Origin of the sequence: Saccharicrinis carchari (assembly GCF_900182605.1) — a bacterium.
Lineage (GTDB): Bacteria > Bacteroidota > Bacteroidia > Bacteroidales > Marinilabiliaceae > Saccharicrinis > Saccharicrinis carchari.
In genome coordinates this window covers 86,599-108,260 of sequence record NZ_FXTB01000008.1, presented here as the reverse complement: position 1 = coordinate 108,260, position 21,662 = coordinate 86,599, and the positions used below count along the sequence as shown (strand labels likewise).

General features: G+C 42.7%; 16 protein-coding genes. 7 read left to right on the top strand and 9 right to left on the bottom strand.

Going from position 1 to position 21,662, the window contains the following annotated elements; translation table 11 throughout:
• Positions 1-2 precede the first annotated feature (2 nt).
• Positions 3-1,253, top strand: coding sequence for an efflux RND transporter periplasmic adaptor subunit (locus tag FN809_RS13925; RefSeq protein WP_142534139.1), 1,251 nt, complete (start codon positions 3-5; stop codon positions 1,251-1,253).
• A gap of 327 nt (positions 1,254-1,580) precedes the next feature.
• Positions 1,581-2,504, top strand: a complete 924-nt coding sequence (gene mdh, locus FN809_RS13920) for a malate dehydrogenase (RefSeq protein ID WP_142534138.1) — start codon at positions 1,581-1,583, stop codon at positions 2,502-2,504.
• A 120-nt stretch (positions 2,505-2,624) separates the two neighbouring features.
• Here the strand turns inward: mdh and FN809_RS13915 are convergent, their stop codons facing one another.
• The 8 genes from FN809_RS13915 to FN809_RS13880 all read right to left on the bottom strand — a co-directional run bounded on the left by FN809_RS13915 (position 2,625) and on the right by FN809_RS13880 (position 12,451).
• Positions 2,625-4,106, bottom strand: a complete 1,482-nt coding sequence (locus FN809_RS13915) for a TolC family protein (protein ID WP_185957564.1) — start codon at positions 4,104-4,106, stop codon at positions 2,625-2,627.
• Between the two features lie 16 nt (positions 4,107-4,122).
• Positions 4,123-5,358 carry an efflux RND transporter periplasmic adaptor subunit gene (locus FN809_RS13910; protein ID WP_142534136.1) on the bottom strand — a complete coding sequence of 412 codons (1,236 nt, stop codon included), beginning with the start codon at positions 5,356-5,358 and terminating at the stop codon, positions 4,123-4,125.
• 785 nt (positions 5,359-6,143) lie between these two features.
• Entirely contained in the window at positions 6,144-7,412 is a 1,269-nt protein-coding gene (locus FN809_RS13905; RefSeq protein ID WP_142534135.1) for a hypothetical protein, read from the bottom strand.
• A complete protein-coding gene (locus FN809_RS13900; protein WP_142534134.1) occupies positions 7,396-8,082 on the bottom strand; it encodes an ABC transporter ATP-binding protein in 687 nt (228 codons plus the stop codon). The genes FN809_RS13905 and FN809_RS13900 overlap by 17 nt, the downstream gene beginning before the upstream one ends.
• Positions 8,083-8,094: 12 nt before the next feature.
• Positions 8,095-9,315: an ABC transporter permease gene (locus FN809_RS13895; protein WP_142534133.1), complete on the bottom strand. Its 1,221-nt coding sequence runs from the start codon at positions 9,313-9,315 to the stop codon at positions 8,095-8,097.
• Between the two features lie 24 nt (positions 9,316-9,339).
• On the bottom strand, positions 9,340-10,563 hold the full coding sequence (locus FN809_RS13890; RefSeq protein ID WP_142534132.1) for an ABC transporter permease: 1,224 nt from the start codon (positions 10,561-10,563) through the stop codon (positions 9,340-9,342).
• Between the two features lie 173 nt (positions 10,564-10,736).
• Entirely contained in the window at positions 10,737-11,501 is a 765-nt protein-coding gene (locus tag FN809_RS13885; RefSeq protein ID WP_185957563.1) for an outer membrane lipoprotein-sorting protein, read from the bottom strand.
• A gap of 374 nt (positions 11,502-11,875) precedes the next feature.
• Positions 11,876-12,451 carry a TetR/AcrR family transcriptional regulator gene (locus FN809_RS13880; protein ID WP_142534131.1) on the bottom strand — a complete coding sequence of 192 codons (576 nt, stop codon included), beginning with the start codon at positions 12,449-12,451 and terminating at the stop codon, positions 11,876-11,878.
• Between the two features lie 150 nt (positions 12,452-12,601).
• Between FN809_RS13880 and FN809_RS13875 the strand changes: the two genes are divergently transcribed.
• From FN809_RS13875 to xseB, 3 genes are all read left to right on the top strand, one after another.
• A complete protein-coding gene (locus FN809_RS13875; protein WP_142534130.1) occupies positions 12,602-13,210 on the top strand; it encodes a tRNA (guanine-N1)-methyltransferase in 609 nt (202 codons plus the stop codon).
• Between the two features lie 107 nt (positions 13,211-13,317).
• Positions 13,318-14,964: a tetratricopeptide repeat-containing sensor histidine kinase gene (locus tag FN809_RS13870; RefSeq protein ID WP_142534129.1), complete on the top strand. Its 1,647-nt coding sequence runs from the start codon at positions 13,318-13,320 to the stop codon at positions 14,962-14,964.
• A 6-nt stretch (positions 14,965-14,970) separates the two neighbouring features.
• Complete coding sequence (gene xseB, locus FN809_RS13865) at positions 14,971-15,171, top strand: exodeoxyribonuclease VII small subunit (protein WP_142534128.1); 201 nt, start codon at positions 14,971-14,973, stop codon at positions 15,169-15,171.
• A 113-nt stretch (positions 15,172-15,284) separates the two neighbouring features.
• Here the strand turns inward: xseB and FN809_RS13860 are convergent, their stop codons facing one another.
• A complete protein-coding gene (locus tag FN809_RS13860) occupies positions 15,285-17,717 on the bottom strand; it encodes a TonB-dependent receptor (RefSeq protein WP_142534127.1) in 2,433 nt (810 codons plus the stop codon).
• 310 nt (positions 17,718-18,027) lie between these two features.
• Between FN809_RS13860 and purB the strand changes: the two genes are divergently transcribed.
• A complete protein-coding gene (gene purB / locus FN809_RS13855; RefSeq protein WP_142534126.1) occupies positions 18,028-19,374 on the top strand; it encodes an adenylosuccinate lyase in 1,347 nt (448 codons plus the stop codon).
• Between the two features lie 87 nt (positions 19,375-19,461).
• A complete protein-coding gene (locus tag FN809_RS13850) occupies positions 19,462-21,282 on the top strand; it encodes an ABC transporter ATP-binding protein (protein WP_142534125.1) in 1,821 nt (606 codons plus the stop codon).
• Positions 21,283-21,662: the final 380 nt, after the last annotated feature.

The following is a 21,662-nucleotide window of genomic DNA, read 5'->3' as shown; positions in this document are numbered from 1 at the left end:
ATATGCTTAATAAAATACCAAAAAAATATGTGTTAACAGGAGCCGCCGTGCTGTTGTTTATGATTTTAATTGTTGTTTTTTGGCCAGCCTCAGTTAATTACCAAACGGTGCGTGCGCAAATTATGCCTTTTGCCATGGAGGTTGCCGCCGATGGTGAGGTCCAGGCCTTGGAATTTGAAAGTATCAACATTCCCGAGATATTGAGCAGGCGCGATGTAGGTATATGGCGAATGAAAATATCGGATTTGGTGACCGAAGGTACACAGGTGAAAAAAGGAGATTTTGTGGCATCTCTCGATCCTTCCGAAGTGGAAGAGCGTTTGGTCAGGATTAAAGAACGAATAGAAGAACATAATAATTCATTGGAGTCGGCCATATTAGACAGTACCATCCAATTGATGCAAAAAAGAGAAGAATTAACTAATGCCAAAGATAATTTGGAAGAAAGCCTAATCAGGGTTGAGCAATCACAGTACGAATCTAAAGCAACACAACGACAGGCCGGCATTGCCCTGGAGAAGGCACAATTGGAAATAAATGCTAAGCTCAGAAATTATGATAAGGAGGTTTTGAGGCAAAAGATTAAGATAAATCGGATTAAAAAGTATTTGAGCAGGGATGTTGAGACGAAAGACTTATTGGAGAAATTGAAATCACAGCTACGCATAACCTCACCTTCAAATGGCATAGTAGTGTACGGAAGGAGTTATAGAGGTAGAAAAATAAAGGTGGACGATGATGTGGGGCCATGGATGCCAATAATAGCTACTATCCCCGATTTAAGTTCCTTGTACTCAGAAGCTATAGTTAAAGAAATTGATATTGCCAAGGTTAAGGTGGGACAGCCTGTACAAATTACCATCGATGCTTTTCCTGAATTTATTTTTCAGGGGGAGATAAAGAATGTAGCCAACATAGGACAACCCATACCGGGAACCAGCATGAACGGATTTAAAGTGGTTATTTCCTTTGATACGAAGGGGAAAAAAGTTTTACCTGGAATGACAACTGCCAATAAAATAACGATTGCCAGTTATAGTAATGATATTGTGGTACCCCGTGAAGCTGTTTTTGGAAACGATACAGCCTATTATGTATTTAAAAAACAGGGTGGATCTATAATTAAAACCCGGGTACAATTAGGAGGAGAAAACGAAACCCACATACGCATAGTAAACGGATTGCAACAGAACGATAAAGTGTTGATGGCGCGCCCTGATGAATATATCGAAGGCAAGCACATTAATCCGTGAGTTATAAACGCCCTTATTTGCTATTTGAAAGCTAAAAATTTAAATAGCTAACTTTACCCGTGATTCAGGGCTGGTTTGGAGTTTATTGGGTAGTGGAATGGTTTAAAGTAATTATTCCATGTATTAAAATGGATTAGCTGTTATTAAACAGCGTTTATTAGTGGCATAAATCATAGTCAGTTCAAATCAACTGTATATATTTGCGATAGGATAAAACGAGGATAGTAATTAAGGTTGGCCAGCATATTTCTGTAAAATAAGGAGCCACACAATTAATTAAAAGTAAACAGCAATAAAATATATCAACATTTAAAAGTTTATACCATTATGAAAGTAACCGTTGTAGGAGCAGGGAATGTAGGTGCTACCTGTGCAGATGTTTTGGCATATCGCGAAATAGCCAACGAAGTAGTTTTACTTGATATTAAAGAAGGTGTTGCCGAAGGCAAAGCATTGGATATTTGGCAAAAGGCGCCAATTAATCTTTACGATACGCGCACCATTGGTTCTACCAACGATTATGAGAAAACCGCCGGTTCCGATGTGGTAGTTATCACTTCCGGACTTCCGCGTAAGCCGGGCATGAGTCGTGATGATTTGATTTCAACAAATGCCGGTATCGTTAAAACCGTTACTGAGAATGTAATTAAACATTCGCCGGAGGCCATTCTTATTATCGTTTCCAACCCATTGGACGTGATGACTTACCAGGCACATATCTCGTCAAAGTTTCCACGTACGCGAGTAATTGGTATGGCCGGTATATTGGATACAGCTCGTTATCGTGCTTTTTTGGCCGAGGAACTGAATGTATCGCCCAAAGATATTCAGGCTGTTTTAATGGGTGGTCATGGCGACACCATGGTTCCGCTACCCCGTTATACTACCGTTGGCGGTATTCCGGTAACGGAGCTTGTGGATGCTGAAAAATTAGAGGCCATTATAGAGCGCACCAAATTTGGTGGTGGCGAGTTGGTAAAGTTGATGGGTACCTCGGCCTGGTATGCGCCCGGATCGGCAGCAGCACAAATGGTAGAGGCCATTGTTAGGGATCAGCGCAGGGTATTCCCCGTTTGTATCAAGCTCGAAGGCGAATACGGTATCGACGATTGTTACCTTGGTGTACCTGTTATACTTGGTAAAAACGGCGTGGAAAAAGTAATTGAGCTGGATCTGGATAAGGACGAAAAAGAATTGCTGGCCACAAGCCGCAAGCACGTATTGGAAGTAATGGCGGTACTGGATAAATAAGCTGCCACTCATCTTATCATATTAAAGGCTGCTCTGTTATTGGGCAGCCTTTGTTGTTCGATACTTTATTTTTATACAGCAATGGCGGTAACGGTGTAACATGTGCCTAACTTGTATTCGCTAATTTTTGATTCCATTCAAAAGAGGGTTGTCGTACACTATTTTCTGATCTTTTTCAAAATCGTACAAAGTGAGTTCTCGCAATCGGTAGTAGGCGGTCCAATAGGCCTGTATCGACCTGATGTAATCTTGTGTAGCCTTATCACGTTCTGAGAGCGAGATGTTTAAATCGGTAATGCTGATTTCGCCGTTCTGAAATTTTTTAAGCGCTATCAGGTATCCATTACTAGCTACTTTATCGGCTTCTTCGGCTATGTCGAGTTGTTCCTTTAAAAGCGCAAATTGTTCTACCTGAACGATTACGGTTCGCTCAAAATTCTCGCGATCTTGTTGTACGTCAAATACTACCAAATCGCGTTTGCTTTCTGCTAATTTTACATTGGAGCTTGATTTACCCCAATCTAAAATAGGTATAGCCAACGAAAGTTTTACTGATTTTTGATCAGCCGTATTGGAGTACACCCCCGGTATATCGTCGGAAATATTAGAGGTGCCGTAGGTGGCACGCAGTGTGGCGGCCAGTCCATTGTTTTTTTTGGCCTGAGTCAAATTTCTATCCGCTTCAATCAGCCGTCTTTCGTACTGTGTGGTTTCTTTTCTGTTGGCCAGGGCTTCTTCCAGGGCTTTTTGTGCATCCACTTCAAATAAAAACATGTTTAGCGGCATAAGTAATTCAATGTTCGAGCTTTGTTCCAGGCCTATATATTTCTTTAGCTCAAAATCGGCATTTTTAAGATCCATAGTGGCTTGACTTAATGATTTTTGTGCCGTAAGTACAGATAACCTAATGCGCGAAAAATCGTTTTCGCTTATAGTGCCCAGTTTAAATTTTGTGTCTGCGATACGCAAATTATCTTTGCTGTTTTTTAGGTTGTTCTCGGCCAATTTGTAGTTGGTCTGTACACTTAAATAGTTGAAAAAACGACGTGTAGCATTTCGCGATATTTCTTCTATGGACTCAATATAGTTTTTCTGTGCTTCGGTGTATACCAACGGTTCGGTTTTTCGCGACCATTTCATCCAATTATAAGCAAAAATTGGCTGGGTTATCCCTATCACAAACGGATTACCCTGAAAGTTCACATAATTCTGTTCCAAATCTTCGTTTCTGAACAAGGTGCTCTGGGCATAAATCTTTGTACCCGTTTGCGGTATCGATTGGTTCAACGATAGTTCTGCACTATTCTGGAAACGACCTATTTTTCTGAATTGCACACTGCCATCGTTTTGTGTTATTGGCCGGGTAGATTGTTCAAAATTGGGTAGGTTGCCCGTTAAAACAAGCTGTGGTCTATACTGAGCCTGATGGTTTTTATAACGCCAGTAATAATTCTCGTATCTGTTTTGCTCGTATTTTATCGATGAGGACTGACTAATAGCTAAATCAACTACGTTTTGCAGGCTGAGCTTTAATTTTGGTTTTATCGACTGTTGTGCGAAAATAAAACTAAATAAACAAGAATAGCCAATTGATAGCAACATCTTTTTTACTGTCATATTAATTTTGTCTTTCTATTTTTATCGCATTTAACTTGCTCAGTGGCGATGAGGTAGCAATTACTATTTCGCATCCCTCACGAGCACCTTCCGTGATCTCGGCAAATTCATCGGTAATCAACCCAAATGTAATTTCCTGTTTAATGGCACTATCGCGGCTTACCTTGTACAGGCGTTGTTTATCCTTGTATTCTATGAGTTCGCCTTTTTTTATTCGTAGCACGTTGTTCCTGGAGGCTTTAACAACATATAATTCTATTTTTTGGTTGGGTATCAGTTTCGATTGGTCGCTCTCTGTAAGCACTACCGAGAATCTTAGGTTGCCGTTATCCAATCGGGGCAGGATGGAGCTTATTCTGCCTTGAAGCCGTTTGTTGTCATCCTTTACATAGGCTTTTCGGCCTATTTTAATTAGCCTGCGATGTTTCTCGCTAATTGAGGCTTCTACTTTTAATCGGCTTAGGTCCGATAGGCTCACTAACAATTTTTCGCCTTGAATTTTTTCCCCTTCTTTGGCATGTACACTTAAAATAATACCATCGGCGGAAGCTTTTACTTGCATTTGTTTTAAAAGCGCTCTTTGCTGCGATAGTTCTTTCAGTCTCATTTCAATCTGGAGTAACAGGCCTTTTTCCTCAGCGGCCAATTGAGCCAATCGGATGGCATTTTTCTCTTCGGCCAGTTGTAAGTCTTTGTTGGCCAGTATTAATTCTTGATTGGTTTTGTCTACCTGGGCCTGAGATATACCCCCCACATCCAAGAGTTGTTTTTGATCAGAGAGGGTGGATTTTATAGAGGCTATTTTTAGTTTCTTGGTCTCCTGGCTAAACAACAGGTCGGCTTTGGTACTCCTGGCGTTTAACCTTGTTTTTTCTAGGTTGTTTTGAGCAACGGCTAATTGATCGTTGAGTTGTTCAATCTTGTCGGTTACCGGTTTGGTGTCCAGTTCAATAATTACCTCTCCTGCAGTAACCTGCTGACCGGCTCCCTTTTTTATTTTTTTAACGATACTTGAAGCAGGACTTAATAAGAGGACTTCGTTAGCGGGTTCTACATAGCCCTCGCACACCTCAAAGGATTCAATATTGCCCCTGTCAACAACATAGCTTTCAAATTTACCTTCAACAAGACTCGATTGTCGTGGTTGACATGCCTCAAAAATGCTAAAAAAAATCAATATAAAAGAAGCCCCAAGTACGTTTCGGAACTTACTGTTGCTACTAATCGTCGTATCCATGTTGTATATTTTCAGGTAGAAGCCCAAAAGTACGCAAAGCGAAATAAATAAGAAAAGAAAGCCGAGTATTTTTATATGAAACGAGCCCTAAGGGTCGGGGCTGGCTATGTGGCAAAACAAAGAAATATAAACACATCAAAACTAAAATCCACTTTGGGTATTTGGTTAAGTTCCTATTGCCGTATCTATCAAATCAGAAACCATATTTCAGTCTCAATAAACCCGAATTCACGCTTTGTCAGTTTATAAATCTTGTGTTCGGTTAAAGATTAAACACCCATAGTTATAACACCTATGCGCAATAGCATGTAGCCCTTATAGTAGTATTTTGTGATTACGGAAAGATTAACTGGGGAGTTACTTAAGGGCAGTGTTCTATGTTTTGTTTTCATAAATTCCAAACTTCTTCCTTTAGCGCTCTTAGCCTTACAAGCCCAAGCTTTAAACACCAAACCGAGGTGCACAGGTTTTAACACAAAGATTTGTTTTAGCTGTCTTTTCAACGGCGGCCCATTTTGTAGTTATCAAGTGGGGTTATTCAACCGTGCACATGTAAGAAACACAAAGGGCACAAAGGATTTTAACTTAGTTAAAATCGGGTGCATTCGCAGGTTGATGGGGCTCTTTAATAGTGGTAAGCCGGCTTTCAATCAGGGAATGTTTTGCAACGCAAAACATCGCGGTGTCCTTAGCGATACTTATAAGATGCATGGTGGCAATTTAAACCTTAAACTTTGCAGCCTTTGCGTTACAACCCGAAACTTTAAACCCCAAGCTCCATCACATCAAAAACTATACTTCAACCGTAAAAAACCCGAGTTTATGCTTTGCCGGCTTATTTTGTTGGTGAGGATATCCGGGAAATTACCATGGAAGAATTGCCAATACAGCGATGCACTAAGATTATCGGCCAGGCTGTATGCCCAGGAGGGACCTATAAAAACGCCTTTTATATCGGGGTGAGGGTACCAGATGCCGGTGAGCGAAAAGGAGGATAGCGGACTGGCCTGGAACATCGCGCTTGCCAGTAGTTGGAAAGGGGAAGTGGCCAAATCTTTAACGGATTGGGGCGGGGCGTAGGCATCAAAAAACACGATTTCCTTTCCTTTGGGCAGTTTGGCCAGCATCATCTCGGTCTGCACGGTCCATTTGCTGCTGAAAGAATAATCCATTCCGGTGGACAGCATAACAAGCCCGGAAGTGTCCCTGAAATTTTCAAACGGTTGGTACCAAGCCAATTCTCCCCGCCAACTGGCATCTTTGATGTAGCCTGACCAACCAAAGCCCAATGCCAGGTCCTTGCTTTTCAGCATTCCCCCAAGCACTTGAAAATCGTAATTCATTAGATTGGCATTCCATTTTATGGCCGCCGACACCTGCCGGGCGCTGTCGATATTGGCCGCCACCTCCACCGATGAGGCGGCACCGGTATAATACATGGCCCTAAAGGCGTCCGTGCCGGGTTTCTCTTCGTAGTCGAAATCAAAATAGGCGTAGGTGTTGAACATGTCGTTGGGGTTGAAGGCAAAAGTCTTTCCCCAATTGATACGTTGTTTTCCAAGGCTTATCGCCAGGTTGCCCGAAGTGTATTCGGCATAAATACGGTCGAATGCCAGATTCAGGATGTAGCTGTTGCCAACGGCAACATTCCATGCAGGGTTAAAAAAGTTGTCGGTATTTTCATAACTGTCTTCCAGCTGGCCGGTAAAATCCATCCTTACCTGGTCCCCAACAATCAAACGGTTTCGCATCTGCGCTGTAACGGACAGCTTGTCGTTGACGTACCAAAACAAATTGAGGCGGTTCTGAAAAGAGATATTGGTATTGTAAATGTGTTTGTCGCCTTTGGTCAGAAAACCCAGGCTGTCGGGCAGTTCTATCGGGCGTTCCGAAATAGATACCGATTGCATATTGACCAGATAGCCATCTATGACCAGTTTCTTGCCCATATCGCCATATTGCCCCAATACCGCACTTGGAGTGCAGAGCAATAAAAAAAGGAGACCGAAAAACAGGGAACGTACCATTGCGTCAGGCTTATGCTTTGTGTTCATCTTTGATTATTTTACCGTCTTCCAACAGGATGACGCGCCGGGCCTTGTTTACCACGCGGGCATCGTGGGTGCTGAATATAAAGGTGATATTTTCTTCGCGGTTCAGTTTCTCCATCATATCCAGCAGGGTTTCCGTCGATTTTGAGTCGAGGTTGGCCGTGGGTTCGTCGGCCAAAACAAATTTGGGCTTCGAGGCCAGTGCCCGGGCCACGGCCACACGTTGCTGCTCCCCTCCCGATAGTCGCGACGGACGGCTGTCGATGCGTTCGCCGAGACCAACTTCGGTCAACAGGGCGATGGCCCGTTTTTCGCGTTCGGCCTTGCTAAGACCTTGCAGCTGCATGATAAACTCTACGTTTTCCCTGGCCGTTAGTACGGGGATGAGGTTGTAGGCTTGAAACACAAAACCAATATTGTGCAGGCGGAAGTCGATGAGCTGCGTTGGTTTCAGTTCGTTTACCATGGTGTCGCCAATGCGGATGCTTCCTTTTGTGGGGTGGTCGAGCCCACCTAACATATTCAGAAAGGTGGTCTTTCCACAACCCGAAGGGCCTACTATGGCGGTAAATTCCCCTTCCACGATTTCCATGTCGATACTTTGCACGGCATGTACTTCCACCTCGGAATCGTTATACGTCTTGGTCAGTTGCTTTACTTCAATTACGTTCATGATGTTGATGTTTTACATATCAATTCTAATCGCTTCGGCTGGCTTCAATTTAAGCGCTTTCAGGGCCGGGTAGATGGCGGCCAACATACCGGTTACAAAAACCATGGCCACCACGTCGATCACGTTCTTTATTCTCAGCACAGGATAAACTATCGAATCGTATCCCATGGCCCCAAAGCCTTCGGCCACAATGGATATGTCGATGCCCGAATTGGCAAACAAAAGGGTTACGAGGATTCCGACTCCAATGCCTACAAGCCCTCCTATTATTGAAAGGAGCACCGTTTCAAACATAATCATTGTAAATACTCTGGATTTGTTCATCCCTATGGCCATGAGCATGCCCAGTTCTTTGGTACGCTCCAAAACAGCCATCAGCATGGTATTTATAATGCCAAAGGTGAGGGCAAGCAGTATGATGATCATAAAAATGTACATCGATATATCCAGGCTTGATTCCAGCATGGACACCTCCGGCATCAGCTCGCGCCAGTCTTTCACATCCAGTTGGGCATATTCTTTTTTTAAGCTGCTCAATACGGGCTGCACCTCATCCGATTGCCCCAGCAGCACCGCAATCTCGTGCCCGTCGTTAGGGCTGGCGCCATATAGGCCGCTTAGGTCTTCTGCCCGCACAAAAACGTTGGTGTTGTCGTATATGTTATTTGATGTTCGGTATATGCCGGCCACCCTGAAGGATGCCCCTGATAGGTACCCCTGGGCGTCGGCAAAGGTGATGACTACCTTGGAGCGGACTTTGAGCTTTAATTTGTCGGCCAGTTTTTCCCCTATCACAACCGGGTTTCGCTTGATACCCTCCAAGTAGGCACCATCGATTATCTTAGCATGGATATTGGTGACCTCCGACTCCGTTTCGGGGTCGATGCCCAATACTTTTACGCCGCGCGATGTGGTTGGCGATTGTATCATCCCCTGGACGATAAACCGGGCGCTGGCGGCTTTTACCACTTCGCGCGAGGCAATATTATTGGCCAGGGCAACGGCATCCGGTACAAATTCTTTTTCATCGGGTTCTTCCAGGTAGCCTTTTCGGTGCAACTGAATATGGGAGGCTTCGGTAGAGATGGCCGAATTAATGCGTTGCAGGGCCATTCCGTTGTAAAAGGCATAATTAAATACCCCGGTAAATATGCCCAGGGCGATGGCAATAAGGATAACCATGCTCCTGGTTTTGCTTCGCCACACGTTTCGCCACGCAATTGAGAGTATCATGATAATAGCTTTTTTTACTGAATATTACGAATATAGTGCACGCGTTACCTTTAAGCGCAATATTTTGCTTAAAGGATAGATGGATACCAGCAGCGTGATGCCGAATACAATAAGGATCTGCCCCCAGAACACCATTGGGTCGTTACCGAAATATATGGCCGGCTCCATGCCAAACTGTTCATAAACATCCGCCATTTCTCCGGTCAGGGGGAGCGGGTTACGCACCATCCACCAAACCACCGGAACGCTGACAGCAAAACCCGACGCCACGCCCACCGCACCTATCAGCATAGTTTCGTAAAAGAGTACCTTGGCCAGTTTCAGCTTGTTCATCCCTACGGCTACCATCACGCCCAGCTCTTTGCGCCGTTCGGCAATCATCATTATAACGGTGGAGAAAATCCCGAAGCCGATGAGGATGTACAAAATACCTTTCATGATGATGCCCTGGCCTTTATCGCCTTCAATCATTTGCTTGGTCACCGGATCCATCTCGTCCCAGGTCATCACCGAGTAATCGGCTCCCAGTTGCGATGCCAAATGGTGTTTTACAGATTCAACGTCGTCGTAATGGTCAACGGTCAGCACCAGGCTGGTGACCATGCCGGGCGCCGAAAAAAAATCGCGTGCCCTGTCCAGCGAAATATAAGTCCCAAAATTGTTCATGGCCAAAAAGGGGAATTCCAGTATGCCCACTACCGGAAACAGTCCGCTGGCACTATAGCCGTGATAACCCTGACTAATCAGGGCTACGGTGTCGCCCAACTGCACATCCAGGGCCTTGGCCAGGTTGATGGCCATCAGTATGCCGTCGTCCCCTTTTTCGAGATAACGCCCGGAGCCTACCCACTGCTTTAGTTTTGTAAGCTCGTTTTCCGCTTCGGGTTCGATGCCGATAAGCATGCCTCCCTTGGTGTTGGATTGGAACGACATCAGTGAAAAAGATTCCATCCGTGGAACAATCCGCTCTACGTTTCTATTTTGGGCAACAGCGTTTAGCAACGAATCGCTCGGGACAAGCAAGTCATCGATGGACTTGGTCTCCCAATAATCGGGATGATGGATTTGCAGGTAGCCGGAATAAAAACTCACCACGTTATCTATCATCTTAGCGTAGGTGCCGTTCTGCATGGAAGTCATGAGCGTGCTCAATAGCACCCCAAAAAAGATGGATGCCACGGTTATTAATGTCCGGCGCTTGTTCCGCCAGGTGTTTCGCCAGGCCATTTTTAGATCGCTGCTTGCCATGATGTTGGTTTTTAAGTTAGTCTTTGCAAGAATAGGCCAATTACTGCGTTACTCTCGTTTAAAAAACAGTCATTTACAAAGGTAAACTCCTTGTTTTTAAAACTTCGAAAGCCTTGTCTTTGACCTCTTCTTATCAAAGACTGGAAAAATAGCTATTCTCGTGCAGCCACCTGTTAGCGAATACGTTTCATCTGCTGCTGCGAAAAAAAGCTATCGTCGATGGGCACGTTAAATTCAATGCTTTCAATGTTGACGATGGTGCGTTGATCGGGTTTGTCGGCAGGTATAATCTCGAATTGCGAAGGTAATACCCGGCCACCGATGGTGCTTATATTATGCGCCAGTTCTGTTTTTGCCAGATAACCGTCCTCATCATAGTATTCCACTTTCATTTGCAGGTATTCGTCCTTGGTTATCCACATCATTACCTTGCCCCATACCACGGCGGCTTCTTCGGTGGGTATGAGTCGTATAAGATAACAATACTGCCTGTCCACTTTTTCCTCGCCGAGTAAAGTGTGCACGTAATCCTCTACAATGGATGATTTCTTTAAGGCATCGTCATTGGTAAAATCCGAACCCATCCAGCCTTGCGACATCATTGAGGGGGGCAGTTTTATCATGCGCGATATACGCGGGTTCCAGTTCCACATTTCGCGGTCGCGCTTTAAAAAGGTTTGCCCTTTTTCGCGGGCCGGGGCCGTTACCAGTGTCATGGCATAAGAGCTGCCTTTGGTCCAGTTTTTAAAGGCCAGGTTTCGTTGGTAGGTGGGGCGTTTGATGGTCATCGTCATCACCGCAATACTGGATTCTTCGCCCTGCATCTTTTCGTCGGCCTTCCTTACTATTTCTTTGGCATCTTGTGCCACGGCAGCGGTGACCATGAAGATGAATACTCCCGGTATTATTGTTTTCAATAGCTTTGCAATTCGTGTCATGACAGTATGGTTTAATTGCTTTGTTTTTTAGTGTTTTACTCTTCTGATATGCCGTTCGATGTACGGTGTAATCACCGCGCAATTTATCGTGTAGTTCATATCCTTTAATTAAAAATCAAACAGATATTCGTTGGTTCTGTATGATTTACAGTGGCTAATAATCAAAGTTCATCAACAGTGCTACGGTTCCATATCCCGTTAGGGGGTTCAATGTGGGTAGAAACCATATACCGGATTTGTGTATTGTCCCGTTTGGGTCGAAATTACCCCGGAACTCGAATTTCGACCCATATCAGTTGCCCAACGGCAATGCAAACACAATTAACTTATCAGCCAATTCACCTATCTGCCTAGCAATCTATCGACCTAATCACCTATTTGAACATCCGGTGCATTTTCTTTTTCACGCCATCCAGCGGGAAGTTGTCGGGATCCAGAATAAAGTGCAAGCCCACACCATCCATCATGGCCGCAAAAAAACGCATTTCCGCGATGGGGTCCTCGTAACCCTTGTCGATAAAATAGTTGATGGCAGTTTCGTAAAACGGCTGGAGCGTTTTTTCCAAATAGGGCGTGATGATTTCATAAACCTGGGGCTGGAGCAGCACCATGAAATACATACGCCAGAAATGAATATTGTTCTTCAGCGTTTCAAAAGAGCTGTCGATAAAGTAATGCAGTTCCTCCTCGGTCAATACGCCATCCTTGTTGGTGTCAAAGGATAAGGTCAATTGATTAAACCCGTCGAGCATAATGTTGATGATTAAGTCTTCCTTGCTTTCGAAATAATTGTACATCAAACCTTTGGATATCTTTGCCCTTTGGGCGATGCGGGCTACGGAAGCATTGGCAAAGCCATTTTCTGCAATAATTTCGAGTGCCACATTCATAATCTGGCGTTTTCTTTCCTCCCGAACCTTTATGTTTTGTATATCGTTGCGTGGTGACATGTTTTATATAGTGACTGAACGTTCAGTCAAAGGTAATTATTTTATAAAAATGGGCAAATATTTTCTCGAAAAAAAAATAAGTCTAATTTTTTAATTTCTTTTGCGTTATATTTGTAAGTTATATTTTCAACACAACAAAAAAATATTCCAGTGAAAAAGTTATTTACATCAGCATTGTTGGTATTGATCTGTTTTTTAGGCCATACGACACAAGCAAAAGCACAACAAAATGAGCAATCCGGTCTTGATCAAGGGACATTGGACAGCCAATTTGATTATATCATTAAAAAGTCCAACTCGTATGAAGCCTTTCAGGTGGTAAGACGCACTTGGTTATACAAAATAAAATCCAATACGTTGGATTCGGTAAAGGCACTGAGTGATAGCATTATTAGTTTGGAAAATAATGTTCAGGAACAACAAAAAGAAATAAATGTACTCAAATCAAGTTTGCAAGAAACCAACCAAGAGTTAGAAGTAGCCACCAACGAAAAAGACAGCTTTGCTTTTATTGGTATGCGATTAACCAAAGGTACATACAGTACAATGGTTTGGACGATAATATTTGTGCTTATTTTAGCATTGTTGGTGGCCATATTTCTTTTTAAGCGAAGTAATGCGATAACCATTAAAACAAAGGAATCACTGCATGATAAGCAAGAGGAGTTTGATGCACATAGAAAGTGGGCATTAGAGCGTGAGCAGACATTAGCACGGGATTTAAATAAGCTAAAGCAAAAATATAAAGGCCTCGATTAAAAGGCTTATGTAAGATTGCTGTTTTTGTAAAATCAGGTGGCAATATTTTTGTATTTGAATCATTTTTATATCTTTACTGGCGTTTGCCGCCTAGATTTAATTTACAAATGTATTATCTACTAAAAGGATTATTAGCTGTGTGCCTGGTTTTGCTACCGATACGGGTATGCGGTACAAATCAAAATTCAGATGAGCAACATAATAGGATTGCACGGTTTGTAGACTCGAAAGCGCTGCAAAGAGCAAGCTCCTATGTTAACGTTAATCTGAACCAAAAAGCTATTGAAATCCTGCAAAATGAACTCGATAATTGCCGGGGGCTGGACTGCCAGGCAATATTGAATCAAGAGATAGGCAAGGTTTTGCTAAAGGATAATCAATTTGAACGTGCGCTTTCCTATCTCACAAAAAGTAAGCAATATTATGAAGATAAAGACGACTCATCGCGTATATTGGAATCGAATGTTGCTATTGCAAAACTCTACCTTCATAGCGGAAATTACTCTGCAGCCCATACCTTAATGTTACGTTTTTTGAATCAATTGCCGCAAAAAACACCTACTCAACTCAACGCAGAATCTTTTCTTATAATGGCCAGGGTTAATCTTGGTTTAAGTGAGATTTCAAAAGCAACCTTTTATGGACGTAAAGCATTGGAGGCGGCTGTTTCTGTAAATGCAGATATACTCAAAAAAGACTGCTTTCTGTTTTTTTCGGAACTGTACGAAAAAATGGAAGATTACCAGGCTGCTTTATACTATAAAAATAAAAGCGATGCTCTGCACGATACAATTGTACGAAACAATTCGCAAAAACTTTTGTATGCAAGGGCTACCCAGCCCATGGAACCAGGTAAGGGTACCTTGGGCGTAGTATCCTCACCTGTTCGTACATCGCGTATGGAGGTTTTTTTTAATAAGTATGGAATTTCCTACTATTCGGTACTTGTTGTAATTTTAATGTTATTATTAACAGTAGTTTTTATCCTTTTTAGCTATAAAGTCAGGGTAAATAGAAAACTGAAACGTGAGTATAGGGAATTGCAAGATTTGAATGCTACAAAGGATAAGTTTTTTTCTATTATAGCGCACGATTTAAAAAGTCCGTTTAATTCATTGATGGGTTTTTCAGAAGTACTTACCTTGCAAGTGGAGAGTAAAAGCCCTAAGGAAATTATGGCATACAGTAAATCAATCCATAATTCAACACGTAAATTATATTCCTTAGTAGAAACATTGTTGCAATGGTCGCGTACTCAGTTGGGAACAACGGAATACAAACCCGAAAAGTTAGATGTAAAATTGCTTACGATTAATGTTATATCCGTATTAAAGATTAATGCAGAAGAAAAAGATATCCTCATTTCTGTGGATATTGAAAATAATTTAATTGCCTGGGCCGATAGGGATTTGTTTAGTGCAGTACTGCGTAATTTGGTAAGCAACGCCATAAAATTTTCCCGTGTGGGTAGTGTAGTTAGGGTAACGGCGCAAAGAAAAAAGGACCAGATAGAAATATCCGTTAGTGATAGTGGCATTGGTATTAGCCGCGACAACTTGGGCAAAATTTTTAGGGTAGATGCCACTATTAGTACATCAGGTACCTTAAATGAAAAAGGAACTGGTTTGGGACTGGCCTTGTGTAAAGAATTTGTAGAGATAAATAAAGGTGTTATTAGTGCAGAGAGTAAGCTCGAAAAAGGAAGTGTTTTTAAGTTTACCGTACCACTTAGTGCTAATTATAGTTTAAATTAGGGTAGAATGACCAAAAAAAAAGTGAGCTATGTGGATGCCATAGCGGAAATTGAAAATATACTGGAAAAAATTGAAGATAACAGTTTGGATGTGGATGAGCTGGCCGAGCAAGTAAAAAGAGTTTCGGTTCTGCTGAAAATTTGCAAGGAAAAGCTTCACAACACCGAAATAGAAGTTGAGAATATACTTAAGGAAATTGAAGAGTAGTGACGGTATGTTGGTTTTATTAAGAAATGATATATTGTATTAGCTAACTTTTTATAAACCGCCTAATGACCAGGTGCCCTAAGGCAAGTAATCATTAGGCGGTTTTTTTATGCTTAAAACAGCAACCTGACTCTTAAAAAGGCGTGCGTTCCGGCTTGGGGAAAATAAGCCGCCCAGAATATTTCTTCACCGTTATACGCATAGCTTCCACCGTAAGCATTGCTCACATATTGGGTGTTAAAAAGATTGTTAACACTCAATTGCAGCTCTACTTTCTTCATCCAGCCTGGATAAAATGCTTGTGTAGCTATGGCGTTAAAAACGGTATAATCGCTTAGCTTGCGCGATGCTGTCTCGGTATTGTCATAATATTGTTCGCCCACATGTTTAGTTATCAATTTAATATTGGTATTGCTAAGGGCGTCAAAATTGAAGGTGCTATTGGCTATCACGCCGGGCGAGTAGGCTATTTGGGTGTCGCCATAATAAGTAAGCACATTGTTATTGGTTTCGTGATTCCCATCCGGATCGAAGGTATGTACAAAGTCCTTTACAATATTTTTGCTAAAGGTAGCGTTTCCGTCCCATCTAAGCCTGGGTAGAATTTGTACACCCAAATTCAGCTCCACCCCGGTGCGGTAGCTATCTTCTACATTGGTCATGATGGTATAACCCACGCTGCTTTTTTCGCCTGTGGGTATCAACTGATCCTTATAAAACATGTAATAAAAATTGATGTTGGCTGCCAGCTTGGCCGATTTGTAATGATAGCCCACCTCCACGTCGTTCAGCCTTTCGGGTTGTGGAGTAGCCTTGGCATCGCCCCTTGCTTCTTTAAAATCGGCACGGGCAGCTTCGCGGTTGGCTACCGCATAGGAGGCATACATCTGATGGTTTCGGTTTAGGCTATAAAAAACACCGGCCTTGGGGTTGAAAAAATCGTATTGATGGTGTTGGTCTAACCGTGCTAAGTTGCGATCGGTTAAATCATCGTCGAGGCCGCTCATCGTATATTCTATCCCACGGTATTGCAAATCGCCAAAAACATTGAGCTTTGGACTTATCTGGTAATTTACTTTGGCATATACGTTATAATCCCTTTTTACGCCCTTGTTGCGATACCACTCGTCCTCTTTTTCCGAGGTGCCGCCATAACGTGCCCAGATTACTTTTCCATAGTGGTCGCCGTCGTGTTTGTTCCAGCCGCCGCCAAAATTCATTTGCAGGTTCTCATCGTGGTAATTCAAAGATGCGGTGAAGCCATAAAAATCGCTGGCCAGCCATTTCTGGCGGATCATATCGCTAGATGTTATCGTATCGCCCGATTGGCGGATTTCAGGTTGCCAACCATAAGCTTCAAATTCTTCATCTTCTTTGTATTGCTCATAAAAACCTTCCCCATCCGTGTAGTGTAAGGCGGTATTTGCCAGCCATTTACTGCCAATGTTTTGGCTGTAAAATAATTGATAGTGCGTTTGTATATAGTTGTCGGTTTGATCCTCGTAATAGCGTTCGTTGCCATACTCGTCGGTGTACTGGCCTGCGGGGTTGTACGTCCTGTCCGTTTTTAGCATATCCTTGTCAATGCCCCACCAACTGATGCCGGTGCGTTGGTCGCCATGGATAATGTTGGCTTTTATAAAGCTGTTTTCCAAGTGCATGGTGGCGCTCATGTATAGCGATTGATGATCGGAAAAAGCATAATCCACATAGCCATCGGACTGGAGATCGCTATATCTCACATCGAAGGAGTATTTATCCATTAATAAGCCTGTGCTGGCGTTGATGGAGTTTTTGAAGGTGTTAAAAGATCCTGCGGTAGAGCTTATTTCGGTAAAAGGCTCGGCATGGTAACCGGTGGTGTTAAAGTTGATGCTGGCACCAAAGGCTGCGCCCCCGTTGGTGGAAGTTCCCACGCCACGTTGCACCTGCACCTCACCTACCGAGGAGGAAAAGTCGGGCATGTTAACCCAGTAAACGCCCTGGCTTTCGGAATCGTTGAGCGGAATACCGTTGACCGTGATATTTATCCTGGTAGCATCGGTACCTCTTATCCTAAAACTGCTGTTGCCTACGCCGATACCCGATTCCGTTGAGGAAACTACCGAGGGTGTCATACTCAGTAGCAGCGGTATATCATCGGCTGCGTTGAGGGCTTTCAGCTCCTCCCGTGAAACGTTGGTTTTAGCCACCGGCGTTTTGTTGCCGGCCTTGATGGAGGTAACAACCACCTCGCCCGTGAGTACAGATTTTTCTATAAGCACAATTTGCAGTTTTACATCGCGCTCAACCACCAGCTGACGTTTTTTTTGTTTGTACCCTAGATAGGATACATGCAGCTCGTAATTATCGGCTTTAAGGTTGTTAATAATAAAGTTACCGTTGACATCGGTAACTGTTCCCATGCCTTGGGAGTTTAACAGCACGGCTGCTCCGATTAATGGATTGTTTTGTGTATCGGTTACTTTACCGCTAACACTGTATTGTGCCCAGGCCAATTGAAGGGAGGCAATACATACTAAAATTGAAAGGAATAATTTTTTCATTATTACAGTTTTAAATTAATAAATACTGCAATGAGGAAAATTGGAGATAGCTCTTTCCCTTGGCAGCATTACCTGCCCAGGTTCCAAGGGTATAATCTCAGCCTGCTTTGATGCGGGCACCCCATTGTAGATAATGACGACAAAATTAAGACCTTTTTAACTTATAGGCAAGTGTTGTTTTAACTTTAGCTTCAGCAGCACTTTTTTTATTCACTAATATATCATTAAATGATGCGTTTGATTAAATACCTCCTTTGGCCATGCCTTATTCAAAAATTACTATTTTTGTATTTTTAAAAATTATGAATAGATGATGGATATACAATTATTAACGGCAATTTCACCGGTTGATGGACGCTATAGAAACAAAGTGGATGGATTGGCACTTTATTTTTCGGAATACGGACTGATTAAATACCGTGTTTTGGTTGAGATAGAATATTTTATAAGCCTGTGCGAGCAACCTTTACCTCAGTTAGCCAACTTTGATAAAAGCTTGTACAAAGCCTTGCGAAATATTTATACCGATTTTCAGTTAGAGGATGCCGAACGCATCAAAGAAATTGAAAGTATAACTAACCACGATGTAAAGGCTGTTGAGTATTTCATCAAGGAAAAATTTGATACTCTGAAATTGGAGGAATATAAGGAGTTTATCCATTTTGGGCTTACTTCGCAAGATATTAACAATACGGCCATTCCTTTGTCGCTAAAAGATGCGGTTAATGAAATGTACTACCCTTTATTAGAGGAATTGATAGCCAAATTGGCTGGCCTGGCCGAAGATTGGAAAGATGTTTCGATGCTGGCCAAAACCCATGGGCAACCTGCATCGCCAACCCGTTTAGGAAAAGAGATGATGGTGTTTGTGGAACGTTTAAAAACACAGATGTCATTGTTGAAAGGAGTGCCTTGTTCGGCTAAATTTGGGGGAGCTACAGGTAATTTTAATGCACATAAAGTGGCTTATCCGCATATTAACTGGGTAGATTTTGGTAACCACTTTGTAAACGACATACTTAAACTGGATCGTGAACAATATACCACGCAGATTTCAAATTACGATAATCTGGCCGCCATCTTTGATAATTTAAAACGCCTGAACACCATCATGTTGGATCTTTCCAGAGATTTTTGGATTTATATTATGATGGAATATTTTAAACAGCGTATTAAAAAAGGGGAAGTAGGTTCCAGCGCTATGCCCCACAAGGTGAATCCTATCGACTTTGAAAACGCCGAGGGCAACCTGGGTGTTGCCAACAGTTTGTTTGAACATCTGTCGGCCAAGTTGCCGGTTTCCAGATTACAGCGCGACCTGACCGACTCAACGGTATTACGAAATATTGGGGTACCCATTGCCCATACCGTAATTGCCATTCAGTCCTTACAAAAAGGGCTGGGTAAACTCCTGCTCAACAGGGAAGCCATTGATGAGGATCTGGAGAACAACTGGGCCGTGGTAGCAGAAGGTATTCAAACTATTTTAAGGCGCGAAGGCTATCCCAACCCCTACGAAGCCTTAAAGGCGCTTACCCGTACCAACGAAGGAATTAACGGTATAACTATTGCCGAGTTCATTAATGGATTAGACGTTTCGGAGGAGGTAAAAGAGGAGCTTCGTTGCATAACGCCGCAATCTTATACCGGAATATAGACGTTTCGGGATGATATTTTTTGAAATCAGCCGGCTTAAAGTTACTTTGCGGCTGATTTTTTTTTATGATTCTATTTTAAGGCATATATGAAGGAGTTTCTTAAAGTTTTAGGTCGTTTTATTCCACCTTACAAGCGTCATCTGGGAGCCAGTATTGGTTTTAATATTCTACATTCCATTTTTGGAGGCATAGCCATGCTTTTTATGATACCTATTTTGGATGTGCTGTTTCAAACAACCAAGGAAGTGCATTCTATGGTGGCGTGGGACTTATCAAAGGATGCCTTGCAAAACAACTTGTATTACTATGTTACCCTGATTAAGCAGCAATATGGTGTGGCTGTAGTTATGCCTTTTGTGGGGATGCTTATGTTGATAACCACTTTTTTTAAGGTGGGTTTTGCCTATTTAGCCTCTCATCAGATGATTGGCATACGAAATGGAGTTGTGCGCGATATCCGGAAACAAATATTCGACAAGCTGATGGCTTTACCGCTGGCTTTTTATTCCGATGAACGCAAAGGGGATGTCATGTCGCGTGCCACTGGTGATGTGGTGGAAGTGGAGGTGTCCATAATGTCGTCGATAGATATGATGTTTAAGAATCCCATACAAATCATTATTTATGTTGGTTTTATGATGGTGATAAGTGTTCCGCTAACCCTGTTTGTTTTTGTGATGTTGCCTATTGCCGGTTGGATTATCGGCAGGACAGGCAAAACCTTAAAACAAAAATCACGCCTCACGCAAAGCAAAATGGGCGATCTGCTGGGTATTATTGAAGAATCCTTAGGTGGATTACGCATCATCAAGGCTTTTAATGCCGAGGGCACCATGAAAAACAGGTTTAGTAAAGAGATAGAGGCTTATCGACAGCATATGAATAGGTTGCAGCGACGCTACGTGTTGGCTCATCCCTTGAGCGAATTTTTGGGTACGGTAGTAATGGTGGTGTTGGTGTGGTTTGGTGTGTACCTGATCACTGGTACTGGTGCGGAGTTAAAGGGTTCTGCATTTATTGCCTACATCGGTATTTTTTATCAGATAATCAATCCGGCAAAAAGCTTTACCACTGCTTTTTTTAATATACAAAAGGGATTAGCTGCCATGGAACGTATTGATAAAATACTTTTGGCCGACAATAAAATCCTGGAACAAGACGGTGCCCGGCATATCGATTCTTTCCAAAATGCTATTGAATATAAAAATGTGAGCTTTGGTTACAACGAGTATCAGGTATTAAAAAATATTTCGCTTACCATCCCGAAAGGAAAAATGGTAGCCTTGGTAGGTCAGTCGGGTTCGGGTAAAACAACCTTTGTGGACTTGCTGCCCCGTTTCCACGATATCCAGGAAGGTAGTATTAGTATCGATGGCATCGACATCCGCGACTTAAAGGTTCACGACTTGCGCGGATTGATGGGCAATGTGAATCAGGAAGCCATACTTTTTAACGATACCTTCTTTAACAACATTGCCTTTGGAGCCGGGAAGGCAAGCCAGCAGGAAGTAGAACAGGCGGCCATAGTGGCTAATGCGCACGATTTTATTATGGCTACCGAAGAGGGATATCAGTCGTATGTGGGCGATAGGGGAGGAAAACTCTCCGGTGGTCAGCGGCAACGCATAAGCATTGCTCGTGCGGTGCTTAAAAATCCCGATATACTTATCCTCGATGAGGCCACCTCTGCACTCGATACCGAATCGGAACAGATGGTGCAGGAAGCGCTTGAAAACCTGATGAGTTCGCGAACGTCTATTGTAATTGCCCATAGATTGTCAACCATACGTAACGCCGATTTGATTTGTGTGTTTAGCGAAGGTGAGATAGTGGAGCAAGGAACGCATGACGAGCTGGTGAAAAAAGGAGGAGCATACAGTAAGTTGCATGAGTTGCAGGTGAGATAAAACCCCCGCTAACTCCCCCGATGGGGAGAGGAACAATAACGTAGGGAAGAAGAAGGGCGGTATTTTAAGCCTTGGGGTACCACAATAAGCGAGCTGTACATGTTGCGCTCTAAGTAAGTGAAACCGGACAGCCAGAACCAAAACCGCCAAATTACAACCTTTCTAATAATTATATTCATAAGGTAGGCGCGATGTACACCAGGTTTCTTTGTGTATAGTGTGCATCCTTTGTGTCCTTTGTGGTTAATTTTTAAAGCGCCCACAGTTTACTGCAGTATATCTATAAATTTATAAAGTATTGGTTGCGAGCGTTAAAGCGGAAGATAAAAGAAATACCTAACAGTAAAATTACGGATTTTGCAATTTAAAAATTTAATTTA